The sequence below is a fragment of the uncultured Agathobaculum sp. genome (assembly GCF_963927765.1).
Classification (GTDB): Bacteria; Bacillota; Clostridia; order Oscillospirales; family Butyricicoccaceae; genus Agathobaculum.
Window position 1 is genome coordinate 1 of record NZ_CAWVCU010000028.1, and the last position, 15838, is coordinate 15838.

A 15838-nucleotide genomic window follows, 5' to 3' on the forward strand; every position below is an offset into this window, starting at 1 on the left:
CGAATCTCTTCAGGTCCACCAAAAACAGACTTGCAAACGCAAGTCTGTTTTTTATGCCGTCACATAGGAACAGTTGCAGAACAAAAGCCGCTATCCGACTCCCCTATATGAGATCGGATAGCGGCGCTGTCTATTTATAATATTCTACATGTTTTCGGCGAAAAAGCCCAAGACCTTTTCACGCAGAAATGGATGGTTTTTACCGCACGATCTTATCTGCAAAGCTGCATCCGGCAACATCTGCAGACACATCCAGCAAGTCTGCTACCGTAGCCGCGACATCTGCAAAACTGGTTCTGGTTCCCAAATTAACCGAAGCAATCCGCTGCCCCATTACCAGTAGCGGCACGTACTCTCTGGTATGATCGGTAGTGGCCTGATAGGACGGATCGCATCCATGATCTGCCGTGATCATAACGACATCTTCTTCTCCCATCTGCTTCAAGAACGTGGGCAGCCATGCATCAAATTCTGCAAGTGCTTTCGCATAGCCAGTCACGTCACGGCGATGGCCATACAGCATATCAAAATCCACCAGATTCACAAAGCACAGTCCATGAAAATCACGTTTGGCATATGCCATTGCCTGCTCTAATCCATCTGCATTGGATTTGGTATAAACTTTCTCCGTAATTCCTCTTCCGGCGAAAATATCATAGATTTTTCCTACTGCAATGGTCTCCTGTCCGGCTGCCGCAATGGCATCCAACACGGTTGTCGCAGGCGGTTCAAGCGAAAAATCGTGTCGGCCCGCGGTACGGGTATAGGAGCCCGCCGTACCGATGAAAGGACGGGCGATCACCCGCCCTACACCGTGTTTGCCCTGCAGCTGCGCTCTCGCAATCCGGCAGTACCTGTATAATTCTTCTAGCGGGACGACCTCTTCGTGAGCCGCAATCTGGAACACGGAATCCGCCGACGTATATACAATCAACTTGCCTGTGCGGACATGTTCCTCGCCATATTCTGCGATGACTTTTGTCCCTGAAATCGGCACGTTGGCAAGCACACCACGACCAGTGGCCTGCATAAACGGTTCGAGCACCTCATCAGGAAATCCATTCGGATAGGTCGGCAGCGGCGTTTCGGAAATCACACCAGCCAATTCCCAGTGCCCGATTGTCGTATCTTTCCCCATCGAAGCTTCGGTCAGACGGGCATATGCACCACTTGGTTGCCTTTCAGGTGCAGGCAAGGAGGTTACACCATCAATACAGCTCAAACCCGCCTGAATCATATTGGGAATGCGGCACGCTGGGCAAGCAGCACACGCTGCCAATGTGTTGACATCTATGTCCCAAAACGCTCGAGCATCCGGCATCTGCCCAATCCCAAAGGAATCCAAAACAATCAAGAAAACGCGTTTCATCTTTCACCTCTCATATCTCAGCAATGTTCTTCGACATCGCTGCCTTTTCTGGAAAATCGTTCACTTCTGCAAGTGTGCAACAAACGCATCTGTGGTCAAAAAGGTTTTCTCATACCCTAACGCATGGCAAAGCTGCGTCACATTCGGTTGCTCCAGATAACCCACCTTACGCGCAATCTGCGCCGTGGTAAAGCCCTTGGTCGACTGTCCTTCGACCAACACCTCGCCTTGCGTCGGTCGGAGCAGGCCGTTCATCAGCTTGACGGTCGTCGTCTTGCCCGCGCCGTTCTGGCCGATGATCGCGACCGTTTCGCCCAGTTCAAACGACATACTGACGTTCTCGACCGCCTGAAATCCATTCGGGTAGGCAAACCCGACATTCTTCAACTCCAGATATGCCATGCTCAATCCCTCACTTTTTCAGTATCTCATAGGCCTGCTGTACGGTCAGCGGAATGCGGTCGGCAGGCTGCCCCTGTGCGCGGCGCGCGAGGAAATACAGCGCGGCCTGCGGTAGCTGTCCGCCGTAATCCAGCACCTTGGGGTCGGTCAGCACCTCCTGGGCGCTGCCCTGCATGACCAGCTTGCCCTGATGCAGCAGCAGGATATCGTCGCAGTACGCGGCAACCAGATCAATCTTGTGCTCGACCAGCAGAATGGTCTTGCCCTGCTGCTTGAGTAGCTGGATGATCTCAAAAATATCGTCCGTGCTCTGCGGGTCGAGCTGCGAGGTCGGCTCGTCCAGAATGACCAGTTCAGGATCGAGCGCCAGCATGGACGCGAGTGCCACACGCTGCTTTTGACCGCCCGACAGCTCAAACGGGTTCTTACGCACTAGCTCCTCTAAATGGAAGATGCGCACCAGCTCGTCGACGCGCTCGACCATCTTTTCGCGCGGCACGCCGATATTCTCCATGCCATACGCCAGTTCCTCGTACACCGTATCCTTAACGCCAGATATCTACGTAAACGGGTTCTGGAACGAGTAGCCGATGATCGTCGCCAGCTCACCATCGGCGTATTCCTCGACCGGACGCCCCTTGACACGCACCTCGCCGGTCAGCTTGCCCTTGTACAAGGCGGGGATAAAGCCGCGGATGATGTTGCAGAGCGTGGTCTTGCCGGATTCGTTCGCACCGATCAGGCCGTACACCCGGCCCGCTTCCAGCGTCAGCGACAGGTCACGGATGACCTCGCCGCTCTCCAGCGGGTACTGATAGCTGACGTGGTTCAGAGTTACCATATCCATGTTATACCACCCTCCCAACAATGTAAGCGATAACCGCGAGCAGGCTCAGCCAGCTGAGCGCATGGTCAGCCGCAGTTTTCTCGATCTCATAGATCGAGGTTTTTTTAGCCTTGGACGAGAAGGCGCGCGACTCCAGTGCGAGCACGCGCTCCTCAATCTGCTGAATCGAAGAGAGCACCAGTGGCCCCAGCATGGGCACGAACGCCTTGGCGCGCACAATCAGGCTGCCCTCAGTTTCGATACCGCGCGAGCGCTGCGCATCTGTAATCGTCTTGGACAGCGCCGACATCTGCGGGATGAGCTGGATGGTCGACGAAATGACGAAGGTCACCTTTTTGGGTAGACCGCCCTTTTCCATCGCGAAAATGATGTCCTGCACGCTTGTCACTTGAAAGTAGCAGATGACTAGGGAGCTGATCGCCGCGATCTTGGAAGTCATCGTCAGGCTTTCATCCAGACCGGTCTGTGAAAAGTGGATAAACGCCCAGATCGGCTGTGCATCTTCGTTGGCGACGATAAACACCTGAATGGCAAAAATGAACAGAATGATGATGAAAATGGACTTAAAAAACGTGCCAAGGAACTGCTTGGCCGTACCGGCCAGTAGGCTGATGACCAGCACCACCGGCAGCATCAGATATTGCAGTTGCCAGCCCGGCTGGAAAATGCAGACGATCACCAACGCCAGCAGCACGAAAAACTTGGTCGTCGGGTACAGTTTGCCGATCGCACTGTTCATTTCGCTTCCCTCGCTTTCTTCTTGATGTAAGGCATGCCATAGTTGAGCTTGACCAGAAAACGGTCCGGAATGCGGCGGACGATGATCCAGCTGGCCACGAAGTTGACGATCGTGTTGATCGTGCCGGTCAGCAGATTGGTCGACAGCACCGAGGACAGCAGCGCCTGTCCGGTCGCAAGGAATGCAGCCGTCACAAGGTCACTGCCCGCACCCGTCACGCCGCCGAACATGAAGACCGTGACCACGGCAGACGACATGGCCGACACAATATTCAGAATCGCGCAGCCGATGACAATGCCGAAAATGTTGGTATACCACTTCCACCGGGACAGGAAGCCGGACACCAGACCGAGCAGCATGGAAACCGGCGCAAACCCGAACGCGACCGGGTTAAGCATGCCGTTGACGCAGTTGCTCAGCAGGCCGGTGACCATGCCGACCCACGGCCCTGCGATCATTGACACCAGCAGCGTGCCGATCTGGTCGACAAAGATCGGCAGCTTGAGAATGGTGGACATCTGATAGCCGACCACGCTCAGCGAAACGCCGACCGGCACCAGCAGCAGCGCCAGCAGCGAAAAATCATATTTTATGCCTCGTTTCATGTTATGGCTCCCCCTTCATCGCCTTGGTGACCTCGTCCATATCCGGGATAGAATCCGCGGCGCCCGGCCGCGACACTGTGATTGCCGCTGCGCGTGACGCGACCGCGAGCGCCTGCGCTGCTCCCTGCCCTGCCATGCGCTGGGCGAAGAAGTAGCCGGTAAAGGTATCGCCCGCCGCGGTGGTGTCCACCGTCTCAGCCCGGCAGCAGGACTGACGGTATACTGTGCCATTCTCCAGACACATTGACCCGCGCTCCCCCAGCGTCAGCACCAGATTGACACCCGGATACCGTTCACCCAGCCGGTCGAGGATGTCCTCCGGCTCGCGCGCACCGGTCATCTGCCAGCCCTCGACCTCGTTGCAGATCAGCCACGATAGCTTATCCAGCCCATATTCCAGCAGCGCCGTCTCAAACGGAGACGGGTTGAGCACGATCTGCATGCCGCGCGCGTGCGCCTGCTCGATCAGATATGGCAGCAGATTGACTTCGTTTTGCAAGAACAGGTAGTCGCCCGCCTGATACTGCGCCAGTGTGCGGTCGATCTGTTCCTCGGTCTGCGTCCGATTTGCACCACCGAACAGCAGGATGCAGTTCTGGCCGCTGCTGTCAACCTGGATGATCGTGTTGCCGGTCGGCCCGTCGACCGTCAGCACCTGTGCTTCATCCACGCCGTACCGCGCACAGTCGTCCCGCAGCATCCCGCCATCCGCCCCGATGCGCCCGGCCAGCGCCGTCGGCGCGCCAGCCTTGGCCAACGCGATCGCCTGATTGAGCCCCTTGCCGCCGCAGCCCTGCCGAAACCCGGTGGACGCCAACGTTTCACCCGGCGCCACGATATGGTCGACCGTGTAGACGTTGTCCAGATTGAGCGAGCCGTACACCAGCGCCCGCGGCAAAGCTGCTCGTTCACGCATCAAAGCGTCGCTTTTTTCTGTGTTTCTGCACATTTTCTTGCCCCTTTCTCTCTGATTTGTCCCCATTATATGCTTTTTCCCTTTTTCCCCAAAGGACAGGTGTCCTTTCATACATTTTTCAGCAGGAAGGACAAAAAACGGCATGGTTTTTGACAGAACTGATGCCGTTTTTCGTCATTCTTCATAAATTGCCTGAACCATTTTTAGATACTGTTCCCGTGTTATCAGGATGTGCCGATTTTTCGACAATATTTCGCCCGACTGCCGCAGCTTCTGGATGTTGCGCCCGACCGTGCGCACGCTCATACCGATATGGCTGGCAATATTCTGGTATTCCTCCTGCACAGTCACGCTGTCACCGTGCTTACTGTTCTCCTCAAAATAGGCGATCAGATAATAACGCACGCGGTCGATGCCACGGAAGTAATAAAGCGCACCGTCGCTGCCCGAGCGCTGGTACAGGTCGCTCGCCAGCAGCGCAGTGCAGCGGCGCAATAGGTTGATGTCCTCCATAATCGCACAGTAGACCGCTGCCGCGTCGATGCGCGCCGCGGTCACCTCGGTCATGCAGATAATGGATGCTACATAGCTGGTTTCCTGCGCCAGCAGTTCGAGCAGACCAATGCAGCCGTTGGCGTTGTCCAGCCGAAAGTAGTTGTATTCGTTGCCATTTTCATACTCGCGTACACCCGCGACAATACCGCTCTGGATAAAATAGATGTAGCTCGGCATCTCGCCACGCGTAACGATCAGACTGCGTGCCGGGAACCGGACGGTCTCTGCCCGCCGCTGCAGCGCCTCTGGCAGCACCGACCAGTTGAACGAGGTTTCCGCGTGGTATTGCTGCCACGCTTCGGTCAGCTTGGTCATATCCTCCGTCGCCTTTCCGTAAAATCCTGCTTTTGTTACACCATCATACCATATTCCACACTGTACCGCAATTTCCGGCTGGAAGTCAACTCTGTTTTTCGGTAGAAACTGCTGCTCCGACAGATATTCGGTGTGTCAGCCAACTGACCATCGTACCGGTCAACAGCACCGAACAAACCGTACCGATGCCAAACGTGCCGCCCAGCAGCGTGCCAACCGCCACATAGCTCACATCCACCGCCGTGCGCAGCCCAGCATAGGACAACCCGGTAGCGGCCTGCAGCCAGTAAAGCAATGCGTCCAGCGCATTCATGCCCAGCTCGAGTTGGATGAGCAACGCAAGCGCCAAACTTAGGCAGCACTGACCGACCGCGAACAGCGCAAACCGTGCTGTAAACCCCAGTGACGCCAGCTGGAGTGGAGCGAGCAGCCAGCAGTACAGGTCGATAAAATATCCCGATGTCAGCGCGTACACAACCGTACCCAATCCCATGTTTTTTCGAGCAACGACCAGCGCCAGCACAATCACTGCCAGATTGTACAACAGCGACGCGTTGCCAAACAGCATGCCCGTTGCCTGATGGATGCCGTCGCACAGCAGGCCAATCGAGTCGCTACCCATGCCTGTTTCCAAAAACAGCGCGACCGCAATGCCAACAAGCTGCATGGCGACCAACACCCAAAACGCTTTTCTGCTCCAGTTTTTCACGATTGTTCTCCCCTTGTCTTTTTGTTTCTCCTATCGTAAAATAAAAAAACAGAAAGAAAAATGCCAGTTGGCACTTTTAAGGGAGGGTTGCGCATGCTGCCACAAATTTTTCTGGATGCCTGCGAAACCGCGCAGGCACGGGATTTTCTGACCCGTTTTCTGTCCGACTTCCCAGATGAATACCACCCCTATTGGGGCCTGCACAGCGTTGCGCCGCACGAAGTACTGATCTCCGCAGCTGCTGTTTCCAGTGATGTCTATATCCTGCTCAACGGGACGCTGTGCGCCATGGAAAGCCGGGTGCAAAATTTGCCGTTTGTTTTCGCTAAGCTGTATCCGGGCGCGATCATCGGCGACTATGAACTGTTCGCACAGACCGAGGAAAGCTATGCAACCATCCTATCACTGCAAAAAAGCGTGTGTGTGCGCATCCCGGCAGACATTTATCTAGCGTGGATCTCTCACAGCACATCAGCTCTGCTGTGCCGCTTGCAGGCGCTGGTGCGCCAGCTTGGCGACCAGACCATGTCCGACCGGCAGTATTTCTATATGGATTATGAGGCGCGCTGCATCTCGGTGCTGCTGCAAACGCAGCCTGCTTCCCAATCGAATGACGGCAGCCGTCTGCTGCTGACCCGCGAAGAGCTGGCCGGTAAGATCGGCTGCTCGCTGCGCACCTGTCACCGGCTGGTGCAGCATCTGGCCGACGAGCAGCTCATTACGCTCTGCCGCGGCAAAATCACGCTGAACGATACACAGCGCGGTAAATTACAGCAATACCTGGAACGTAAAATCGAGAATCTCTAACCTATCAGGCAGAAAGCGGGCACGACTCGACCTTGAAGCAATCCGACGCATTTTCAATGCTGCTGCGATCGCAAACATGACAGACAGCTGTCGCGTTCCTGTGCTATAATGCAGATAGAATGAGGAAAGGCGGTGGGAGTATGAAAATGGATCGGCTGATCGGCATTCTGTCCATCCTGCTCCAACGGGACAGAATCACCGCCCCGGAGCTGGCGGCGCAATTCGAGGTGTCCCGCCGTACAATCCAGCGAGATATCGAATCCCTGTGTCGGGCAGGTATCCCCATCGCCACCACGCAGGGCGCGGGTGGTGGCATCTCCATCCTAGAGGGCTACCGCGTCGATCGCACCGTGCTGACCGCACCGGAGATGCAGGCCATTCTTGCCGGGCTGCGCAGTCTGGATAGTGTCAGCGGAACACGACGCTACGCCCAGCTGATGGAAAAGCTATCTGCCGGAACGGGCGGACTAATACCCGGCGGGGCGCACCTGCTGATCGACCTGTCCTCGTGGTATAAGACCAGCCTGCCGCCCAAAATCGAACAAATCCAAGAGGCCATCGAGCAGCACCGCACCATTCGCTTTACCTATTACTCACCAAAAGGAGAATCAGAACGAGCAGTCGAGCCCTACTATCTGGTATTCCACTGGTCGGCATGGTATGTATGGGGCTGGTGCGGACTGCGGCAGGATTTCCGACTGTTCAAATTGAACCGCATGACCAGCCTTGCGACAGACGATGCTTTTTCTCCCCGTCCCGCGCCTCTGCCCGATCTGGAACCGCAGCACGTGTTCCCGGAAAAATACCGGGTCACAGTACTGTTTGATCCGTCCTGCCGCTGGCGTCTGGTCGAGGAGTACGGCGCAGACCGCTTGACCGCCGAGCCGGACGGCCGGCTGCGGTTCACCGGCGGCTTTCCAGACACGGAGGGTGTGCTCAGCTGGGTCCTGACCTTCGGTGACAAGGCGGAACTGCTCGAACCGAAAGAGCTGCGAGAACGGCTTGGGGATTTGACCGAAACTTTGGCCGACCGTTACAGGAGGAATTGATATGGCATCACATCCGGATTTTGTAAACTTTGTAGCCGAGCAGCTGCGGGAGGCCGGCACCATCCGCAGCCGGAAGATGTTCGGCGAATACGGTCTTTACTGCGACGAGGTGTTCTTCGCCGTCATCTGTGACGACCAGTTTTTTGTCAAGATCACCCCGCAGGGCGAAGCGGCTTTTCCCGACCTGCCCAAGGCTCCACCCTATGAGGGGGCCAATGACTCCTTTCTGGTGGAAGATGTCGAGAATCAGGAACTGATGACAAGACTTACGCGCATCACTTGCGAGGCGCTGAGAAGCAAGCCTCAAAGGAAAAGGAATTTGACTATGAAAATCAGACTAGCACAAGCACAGGACATTGACGCTTGGATGGCGCTGGTGGAACAAGTGCGAGATATCTTTCCCGGCTTAGAAACCGCCGAAGCCATCACCGAACACCGGGCAACAGTGCTGCGCTTTATCAAACATTCCTCAGCCGTCTGCGCGGTTGGCGCGGATCGAATCATAGGCGTTTTGCTGTTCTCCAAGGAACAGTGCGAACTGTGCTTTCTGGCGGTCGATCCGGCCTGCCGGAGACAGCACATTGCGCACAAGCTGGTGTCCTTCGTGCTGGCACAGATGGATGCGGACCAAGACATCACCGTAACCACCTATCGGGAGGACGACCCCAACGGGCAGGAGGCGCGGGCTTTCTATAAGCATTTGGGCTTTTCCGAGGGACGGCTAACCGAGGAATTCGGCCACCCTGTCCAAGAGTTCATCTTGAAGCGACAATCTGCCGGACACACATGAATACTGAAAAACAAGATGAAATAACTTTACCTCTTCTTCATGCCCATCAGCCGCAGACTCGGCATCTAATGCGTTTCCGCACATACAACTATGCTGCACTCCCCCACCAGCCGCCGGACTCATCCCGGCGGCTGGTCTTCTTTATCCCGCTGCGTCACTTGTAATCTGCGCATAAAGCTCTATAATATGAAACTATAAATGCTATCCCACTGCAAGGACGGTGAACGCCCATGAAGCGTATCTTTTTTGTCGAGGACGACCTGAGCCTGATTCACGGTCTGTCTTTTGCCCTGCGCCAGCAGGGCTATGAAGTCGTCAACGCCCGCACCTGTCTGGAGGCTGAAACCCTTTGGCAGGATGGCAGCTTTGATCTGGTCATTTTGGATGTGACCCTGCCCGACGGCTCGGGCTTCGATCTGTGCCGCAGGCTCCGCCAAAACTCCAAAGTGCCCATTCTGTTCCTAACCGCTGCGGACGAGGAAACCGACATTATCATGGGGCTGGACATCGGCGGCGACGATTATATCACCAAGCCGTTCAAGCTGGCGATCTTCCTGTCGCGCGTTAACGCTCTTCTGCGCCGCAGTGGAGATTTCCGTCAGCCGGACAACACGCTCCAATCAGGCGGTATCACTGTGCATCAGCTGACACGCGAAGTCACCAAGAACGGTACGCCGGTCGAACTGACCGCCAGCGAATACAAATTGCTGTGCTTATTTCTGGAGCACCCGAACCTTGTACTGTCACCTGAGCAGATTCTGGGCAAACTATGGGATTGCGAGCAAAACTATATCGACAGCAGCACGCTGACCGTCTATATCCGCCGTCTGCGCGCCAAAATCGAGGATGACCCCAGCAATCCCAAGCGCATTATTACAGTGCGCCGCATGGGCTATAAATGGAATGCTGCAAAATGAGGTACCCCATGAAAATGCTGACTGACCGGCATATCAAACGCCTGTTTTGCCTTGTCCTCACCCTAACAGTTGGCTTTTCCCTTTTATCCGCCGTACTGCTCACCGCAGGTGGTCAGCACATCGCACGATATCTTCCGGCGGCGTTCGCCTGCATGGGACTTCTGGTGCTGACCGCTATGTACTGCTATTTTCGCAGGCAGCACCAGACCATGGCGCATGCGATTGAGCAGCTCCATGCGTTTCTCGCGGGCGACCCCACCGCGCGCATCGAATGCGACGACGAGGGCGAACTGAACCGCCTATTCCACGAGGTCAACTCGCTTGCTGCGATCCTGAATGCCCACGCCGAAAATGAAGGCCGCGCCAAACGTTTTATGAAAGATACCCTGTCCGACATCTCGCACCAGCTCAAGCCCCCGCTGGCGGCACTCAATATCTACAACGGCATTTTGCAGCAACAGGCCGACCCGGACACCATTCGGGAATTCACCGCCCTGTCCGAGCACGAGCTTGACCGCATCCAAACGTTGGTACACAATCTGTTGACCATCACCAAGCTGGACGCAGGTACGATCGTGCTGGACAAATCCGAACACAACCTGTCCGACCTGATGGCAGATGTCGAGCGGCGCTTTGCGATGCAGGCACAGCAGCAAGGTACAATGCTGTCCTGTTCCGGCGACGACACGATCTCCCTGTCCTGCGATGCGCACTGGCTGGGCGAAGCCATCGGCAATTTGGTCAAAAACGCGCTCGACCACACCAAAGCAGACGACACGGTCACGGTCACATGGCGCGCCTTTGCGTCGATCGTTCAAATCACGGTGCAGGACAGTGGCAGCGGCATCCATCCGGAAGATTTGCCGCACATCTTCAAGCGGTTTTACCGCAGCCGCTTCTCCAAGGATACACAGGGCGTCGGGTTGGGGTTGCCACTTGCCAAAACGATCATCGAAGCTCATAGTGGCACCATCGAGGTGGACAACGCCTTGGGACGCGGCACGATTTTTACAATCAACCTCCTCATTCCTACAACATTGTAGGCTGCAAGTCATCTAACAGTAGGGTTCCCATGGTATCCTTTTGGTATTGCAACAGAAAGAAGGTGCCATCACAACATGGATTTACTGGAAGTCCAAGACCTTTGCAAAACCTACGGCAGCGGCGAGACCGCCGTGCACGCCTTGCGGCACGCAACGTTTTCCGTCCCCAAAGGCGAATTTGTGTCCGTGGTCGGGGAGTCCGGCTCGGGTAAATCAACGCTGCTCAACCTGATCGGCGCGCTCGACACGCCGACCAGCGGTCGGGTACGAATCGACGGCAAGGACATTTTTTCGATGAAGGAACGCAATCTGACCGTGTTCCGCCGCCGCAACATCGGCTTTATCTTCCAGAGTTTTAACCTCATCCCCGAACTAACCGTTGAGCAAAATATCGTCTTTCCGGTGCTGCTCGATTACCAGAAACCGGATAAAACCTATCTGGAGGAACTGCTCACGGTGCTCGGCCTGCGCAAGCGCCGTCACCATCTGCCGAGCCAGCTGTCTGGCGGGCAGCAGCAGCGCGTCGCCATCGGGCGCGCACTCATCACCCGGCCGGCGCTCATTCTGGCCGACGAGCCGACCGGTAATCTGGATACGCAGAACACAAGCGAGGTGATTGCCCTGCTCAAAGAGGCATCCCGCAGGTACGAACAGACCATTTTGATGATTACCCACAGCCGTGCCATCTCCCAGACTGCCGACCGCATCCTGCAGGTGTCCGACGGCGTGCTGACCGACTTCGGGAGGTGCCGGGAGTGAAACACTATCTCAGCCTGATCCCCATCTCCGCTAAGGTGCGGAAACGACAGAATCGGATGACATTGCTGTGCATCATCATCTCCGTTCTGTTGGTCACAACCATTTTCAGTATGGCGGATATGGCCATCCGTATGGAAAAAACACGAGTGATCGAAAGTCACGGGAATTGGCATGTAATGCTGAAGGAGCCATCTGACCAGCAGGTGGAGGAAATTGCCCAGCGGCCGGATGTGGTCGCTGCCCAACGATACGACGGCTTGAACTTTGATCTATCTCAAGACTATTCTATTCAGGGAAAAACCTGTGTCATTGTCGGTGCGGATGATCAAATTCTGACGAAGATCTATGACGATCTGACCGAGGGCAGTTGCCCCTCAACCGAGGGAGAAATTTTACTCTCCAACCGGTCAAAAGAACTGCTCCATGTAAATGTAGGCGATGAAATTGCCCTGCACACGCCTTCGGGAGAATATCTCTATACCATTTCCGGATTTGGTGGAGACGTCACTATCAGCGATGATGCCAATGTGGTAGGGGCGTTTCTGGGTTGGGATGCCTTCCAAAGTCTTGCCGAAGCGGAAGGGTATGAATCTGCCCCTGTCTGTTTTGTACGCTTTTCCGAAAGTGCCAATCCCCGCAGGGTCATCACAGAGCTGCAGCAGACCTACGGATTTACGGAAGAAAATCTATCAGAAAACACTGCCTTGTTGGGCCTGACAGGATTCAGCAGCGATCCTTATGTCACGGGACTGTACCTGGTAGCCGTCATCCTGTTTGTGCTGGTTTTGGCTGCGGGGGTCTTTATGATCGCAGGAAGCTTGAACAGCCGCACTGCGGAGCGGGCGCAATTTTTTGGAATGCTCCGCTGTATCGGCGCAAGCCGGGCGCAGATCATGCACATTGTCCGGCTGGAAGCGCTCTTTTGGTGTAAAACAGCGGTTCCCGTCGGGGTCGTTTTGGGTATTCTGGTCACCTGGCTTCTTTGTGCCCTCCTTCGGTTTGGCGCCGGCGCAGAGTTCGTGCAGATTCCGCTCTTTGAGGTCAGCATCATCGGTATCCTCAGCGGCGTTGTTGTGGGATTTTTGACGGTTCTGCTGTCCTCCCTTTCCCCGGCAAGGCGGGCAGCGTCCGTCTCTCCGATTGCTGCGGTTACCGGAAACAGTGCCCAAGGCAACTCCGTGTCCCGGCCGGTGCGGAAAGGCTTTTTGAGTATTGAGACGGCACTCGGCATTCACCATGCCGTATCCTCGCCTAAAAATCTGCTTCTCATGACCGGCTCCTTTGCGCTCAGCATCATCCTGATCCTGAGTTTCTCCGTTCTGGTTCAATGGGTCCAACTTGCCCTCAATCCTCTGCAACCATGGGCACCCGACGTCTTTTACAGCAGCCCAGAGAATCAGTGTGAGATTGACAAAAGTTTTGCCGCTTCGGTGGCGCAGCAGCCCTATGTCAAGCGCGCCTTTGGCCGGATGTATCAAAGTCTCCCCGCAACGTACGAGGGAAAATCCGGTACAATCGATCTGATCTCCTATGATGCGCAGCAGTTTCAGTGGGCAGAAGAAGATTTGGTGGCCGGGAATATGGATGCGGCCCGGGAAGGCAATGGTGTGCTGACTGTTTTTGACAAAAGCAACACCTTGCAGGTGGGCGATATCATTCAATTGAACAACACTTCCCTTACAGTTGTCGGTGTTCTGGAGGACAGCCCCTTTGACACGTCGGATCAGCCCACGGTGATCTGCTCGGAAATGCTGTTTACAGCAATCACAGGAAAGGATGCCTACGCGATTCTGGATGTGCAGCTAACCCCGAACGCTACACAACAGGATGTCAATCAGCTTCAAGCTTTGGCCAATGGACAGTATGACTTTTATGACCGTCTTGCCCAAAACAAGGACACTCAAAGCACCTATTTCATGTTCTGCCTCTTTGTGTACGGTTTTCTGGTAGTTATCACCCTGATCACCATTATCCATACAGCAAACAGCATTGCCATGAGTGTATCTGCCAGAACAAAGCAATATGGTGCTATGCGTGCCGTGGGTATGGACGGACACCAAATTCAAAAGATGATTACCACAGAGTCTACCACCTACACCTTACTGGGGCTCGTTGCAGGCTGCGGGTTGGGCCTACCGCTGCACTACTTCCTCTATGGGCAGATGATCACCAACTATTGGGGCACAGCTTGGCATCTGCCCCTTTCTTCTGTAGGCAGGATTTTGGTGCTGCTGGTATGTACCGCTTTGCTTGTTCCTTTGGCCCCCGGAAAAAGAATCTGTAATATGGCAGTGGCCGAAACGATCAACGAATTATAATAATTTTCGGGCCAGCACACAGCGAATGCTTTTGCATGCTTGTGCACTATCATGCCGAACAAAAGAGAAAGGAGCTGTTAAGCTCCTTTCCCATCTCAATTTCGTTTCCGGTATACCACGATCTCCAGATCAGATCCACCGCTTCCATACAAACCCACCAGCAGATGCTCTGCACAACCCTTCGAAATCTCTGACTGCAAAAGACAACCATATCTCTCTGCAACCCACATCAGTTGCTCAATTAGCCGATTATGCTGCATTCCCCAATACTCTGTATCGCATCCCACTGATTTTTGTATGTCGTAATCACACCGATCTGCTCATTTGAATGCGATTGGATGTAGGAAGCAATTGCGCGGCATTCCGCCGGACTGGGTGCACTTTTTCACTTTTTCGTGTGACGCTGTAGCATGCAAGACGAAACATCTGTCTTATGCGCAGGTTTTCCATATTCGCCGTTGCCAATTTCCCTTATTTCCGCGATTCGCCGCGACTGTTTCCCAAAGAGCGAAAAAATCAAAAATAAAACTTTTTCACAAACGTAAAGAAGAAAAGCACTCCGTTCGGAGTGCTTTTCTGGGTTGGTGGGAGGTGGTGGATTCGAACCACCGAAGTCATAGACGACAGATTTACAGTTCGGCTATGTTATTCCCCTCACGTATCTTACAATACCGTTTTGTTTTATTTGGTGATATGTCCTATTGAAAATCGGTTTCATGAAACGATATTAACAAATACCGTTTTGTATTATTGTGTATAATTTTCATGTTATTTCGTCCCAAACCAGGTCTTTCTTTTGACATGACAGAAAAATGACAGAAAAAAATCCCTTTCCCACGCTCGCTGCATTACGGTTTCCTGACAAACATTCCGACATAATACTCTGGTAGTTTTCTTTCATCATCGAACGAAAAAAAACAGCATATGTTATTCAAGCAAAAAACCTTATTCCTGTGGTTAGACACTTGTCTACTTTGGAATAAGGTTTTTCTCTTAACAGTGAATTATTCTATTGAATGTAATGCTTTAGGAAAATGTAGAATTGTATACAGACCCCTAATGAACTAAGTTCCAACACAACCAATATAAGCAGAGTACTAAATGTAACTAAAAAAATTATTCTCTGCTATACTATAACCCGTAAACGCAATATATACTCTATCCAAATATATTCCGCTGGTGGTCTCACACGCGATTTGACTACCTTGATCTTTTTTAACCCGAAACTGTATTTTGTTTTATTTACAATATAATTTCTCTTATAGCTATAGAATAAACCTTCTTTAGAAACTCAATAGCTAGTTTATTTGTTAAAAGCACTCACCACATCTTATCAAAGAGTCTTTTGATGATAATTGCTGCATCGCCTCGTGTCATACCAGCGCTGCCGCCAAACTTACCATCTGTACGTTTAAGCACCAAATTTGTCATTGTTGCCAACGCAACATCTTCTCGTGCCCAGTTTTCAATGCTTCCCGCATCACTGTAAACAGACAATTCCCCATTGACATCGGACGGTGTTTTGTAATCCATCTGTTCCCGTAAAGTGCGCGAAGAAACCACCACAATCTGATCCTTTGCAATCACAGCATCTCCACGGAACGTATTATCCTCAAAGCCATTGATGATATTATGTTCTTTTGCCGATCCTGCTGCTCCACAATACCAGTTTGCAGATGTTACATCTGCAAAGCCTCC

At 53.7% G+C, this 15838-nt stretch carries 15 protein-coding genes and 1 pseudogene; 7 read left to right on the top strand and 9 right to left on the bottom strand.

Annotation, left to right across the window (positions count from 1 at the left end):
• Positions 1-199: 199 nt before the first annotated feature.
• The 8 genes and pseudogenes from ABGT74_RS01745 to ABGT74_RS01780 form a co-directional block, all read right to left on the bottom strand.
• Complete coding sequence (locus tag ABGT74_RS01745; protein WP_346704206.1) at positions 200-1369, bottom strand: phosphopentomutase; 1170 nt, start codon at positions 1367-1369, stop codon at positions 200-202.
• A 60-nt stretch (positions 1370-1429) separates the two neighbouring features.
• Positions 1430-1771, bottom strand: a complete 342-nt coding sequence (locus ABGT74_RS01750) for an ATP-binding cassette domain-containing protein (RefSeq protein ID WP_346704207.1) — start codon at positions 1769-1771, stop codon at positions 1430-1432.
• Between the two features lie 10 nt (positions 1772-1781).
• Positions 1782-2618, bottom strand: a pseudogene (locus ABGT74_RS01755) (ABC transporter ATP-binding protein).
• Position 2619: 1 nt separating this feature from the next.
• Positions 2620-3357 carry an energy-coupling factor transporter transmembrane component T gene (locus ABGT74_RS01760; protein ID WP_346704208.1) on the bottom strand — a complete coding sequence of 246 codons (738 nt, stop codon included), beginning with the start codon at positions 3355-3357 and terminating at the stop codon, positions 2620-2622.
• Positions 3354-3962 carry an ECF transporter S component gene (locus ABGT74_RS01765; protein WP_297284181.1) on the bottom strand — a complete coding sequence of 203 codons (609 nt, stop codon included), beginning with the start codon at positions 3960-3962 and terminating at the stop codon, positions 3354-3356. Before ABGT74_RS01765 ends, ABGT74_RS01760 begins: the two co-directional genes overlap by 4 nt.
• Before the next feature lies 1 nt (position 3963).
• The gene (locus tag ABGT74_RS01770; protein WP_346704209.1) at positions 3964-4878 is read right to left on the bottom strand and encodes a ribokinase; all 915 of its coding nucleotides are present in this window, start codon (positions 4876-4878) and stop codon (positions 3964-3966) included.
• Between the two features lie 174 nt (positions 4879-5052).
• The gene (locus tag ABGT74_RS01775; protein ID WP_346704210.1) at positions 5053-5748 is read right to left on the bottom strand and encodes a Crp/Fnr family transcriptional regulator; all 696 of its coding nucleotides are present in this window, start codon (positions 5746-5748) and stop codon (positions 5053-5055) included.
• 85 nt (positions 5749-5833) lie between these two features.
• Positions 5834-6457 carry a hypothetical protein gene (locus ABGT74_RS01780; protein WP_346704211.1) on the bottom strand — a complete coding sequence of 208 codons (624 nt, stop codon included), beginning with the start codon at positions 6455-6457 and terminating at the stop codon, positions 5834-5836.
• 93 nt (positions 6458-6550) lie between these two features.
• Between ABGT74_RS01780 and ABGT74_RS01785 the strand changes: the two genes are divergently transcribed.
• The 7 genes from ABGT74_RS01785 to ABGT74_RS01815 all read left to right on the top strand — a co-directional run bounded on the left by ABGT74_RS01785 (position 6551) and on the right by ABGT74_RS01815 (position 14140).
• Positions 6551-7264 (top strand): Crp/Fnr family transcriptional regulator, encoded by a 714-nt coding sequence (locus ABGT74_RS01785; protein WP_346704213.1) that lies wholly within the window; start codon positions 6551-6553, stop codon positions 7262-7264.
• A gap of 140 nt (positions 7265-7404) precedes the next feature.
• Positions 7405-8313: a YafY family protein gene (locus tag ABGT74_RS01790; protein WP_346704214.1), complete on the top strand. Its 909-nt coding sequence runs from the start codon at positions 7405-7407 to the stop codon at positions 8311-8313.
• 1 nt (position 8314) lies between these two features.
• Positions 8315-9103, top strand: a complete 789-nt coding sequence (locus ABGT74_RS01795; RefSeq protein ID WP_346704215.1) for a GNAT family N-acetyltransferase — start codon at positions 8315-8317, stop codon at positions 9101-9103.
• Positions 9104-9333: 230 nt separating this feature from the next.
• The gene (locus ABGT74_RS01800) at positions 9334-10020 is read left to right on the top strand and encodes a response regulator transcription factor (RefSeq protein ID WP_297284188.1); all 687 of its coding nucleotides are present in this window, start codon (positions 9334-9336) and stop codon (positions 10018-10020) included.
• Positions 10021-10028: 8 nt separating this feature from the next.
• Positions 10029-11063, top strand: a complete 1035-nt coding sequence (locus ABGT74_RS01805; protein WP_346704216.1) for a HAMP domain-containing sensor histidine kinase — start codon at positions 10029-10031, stop codon at positions 11061-11063.
• A gap of 75 nt (positions 11064-11138) precedes the next feature.
• Positions 11139-11822: an ABC transporter ATP-binding protein gene (locus ABGT74_RS01810; protein WP_346704217.1), complete on the top strand. Its 684-nt coding sequence runs from the start codon at positions 11139-11141 to the stop codon at positions 11820-11822.
• Positions 11819-14140 (top strand): FtsX-like permease family protein, encoded by a 2322-nt coding sequence (locus tag ABGT74_RS01815; protein ID WP_346704218.1) that lies wholly within the window; start codon positions 11819-11821, stop codon positions 14138-14140. Before ABGT74_RS01810 ends, ABGT74_RS01815 begins: the two co-directional genes overlap by 4 nt.
• Positions 14141-15460: 1320 nt before the next feature.
• Here the strand turns inward: ABGT74_RS01815 and ABGT74_RS01820 are convergent.
• The coding region (locus ABGT74_RS01820) for an S-layer homology domain-containing protein (protein ID WP_346704219.1) at positions 15461-15838 on the bottom strand (378 nt) is incomplete at its 5' end.

What these genes read in the sequence shown, in the direction of transcription:
- ABGT74_RS01745 (WP_346704206.1), bottom strand. Translation starts at nt 1,369, where the DNA reads ATGAAACGCGTTTTCTTGATTGTTTTGGATTCCTTTGGGATTGGGCAG.
- ABGT74_RS01750 (WP_346704207.1), bottom strand. Translation starts at nt 1,771, where the DNA reads ATGGCATATCTGGAGTTGAAGAATGTCGGGTTTGCCTACCCGAATGGA.
- ABGT74_RS01760 (WP_346704208.1), bottom strand. Translation starts at nt 3,357, where the DNA reads ATGAACAGTGCGATCGGCAAACTGTACCCGACGACCAAGTTTTTCGTG.
- ABGT74_RS01765 (WP_297284181.1), bottom strand. Translation starts at nt 3,962, where the DNA reads ATGAAACGAGGCATAAAATATGATTTTTCGCTGCTGGCGCTGCTGCTG.
- ABGT74_RS01770 (WP_346704209.1), bottom strand. Translation starts at nt 4,878, where the DNA reads ATGCGTGAACGAGCAGCTTTGCCGCGGGCGCTGGTGTACGGCTCGCTC.
- ABGT74_RS01775 (WP_346704210.1), bottom strand. Translation starts at nt 5,748, where the DNA reads ATGACCAAGCTGACCGAAGCGTGGCAGCAATACCACGCGGAAACCTCG.
- ABGT74_RS01785 (WP_346704213.1), top strand. Translation starts at nt 6,551, where the DNA reads ATGCTGCCACAAATTTTTCTGGATGCCTGCGAAACCGCGCAGGCACGG.
- ABGT74_RS01790 (WP_346704214.1), top strand. Translation starts at nt 7,405, where the DNA reads ATGAAAATGGATCGGCTGATCGGCATTCTGTCCATCCTGCTCCAACGG.
- ABGT74_RS01795 (WP_346704215.1), top strand. Translation starts at nt 8,315, where the DNA reads ATGGCATCACATCCGGATTTTGTAAACTTTGTAGCCGAGCAGCTGCGG.
- ABGT74_RS01800 (WP_297284188.1), top strand. Translation starts at nt 9,334, where the DNA reads ATGAAGCGTATCTTTTTTGTCGAGGACGACCTGAGCCTGATTCACGGT.
- ABGT74_RS01805 (WP_346704216.1), top strand. Translation starts at nt 10,029, where the DNA reads ATGAAAATGCTGACTGACCGGCATATCAAACGCCTGTTTTGCCTTGTC.
- ABGT74_RS01810 (WP_346704217.1), top strand. Translation starts at nt 11,139, where the DNA reads ATGGATTTACTGGAAGTCCAAGACCTTTGCAAAACCTACGGCAGCGGC.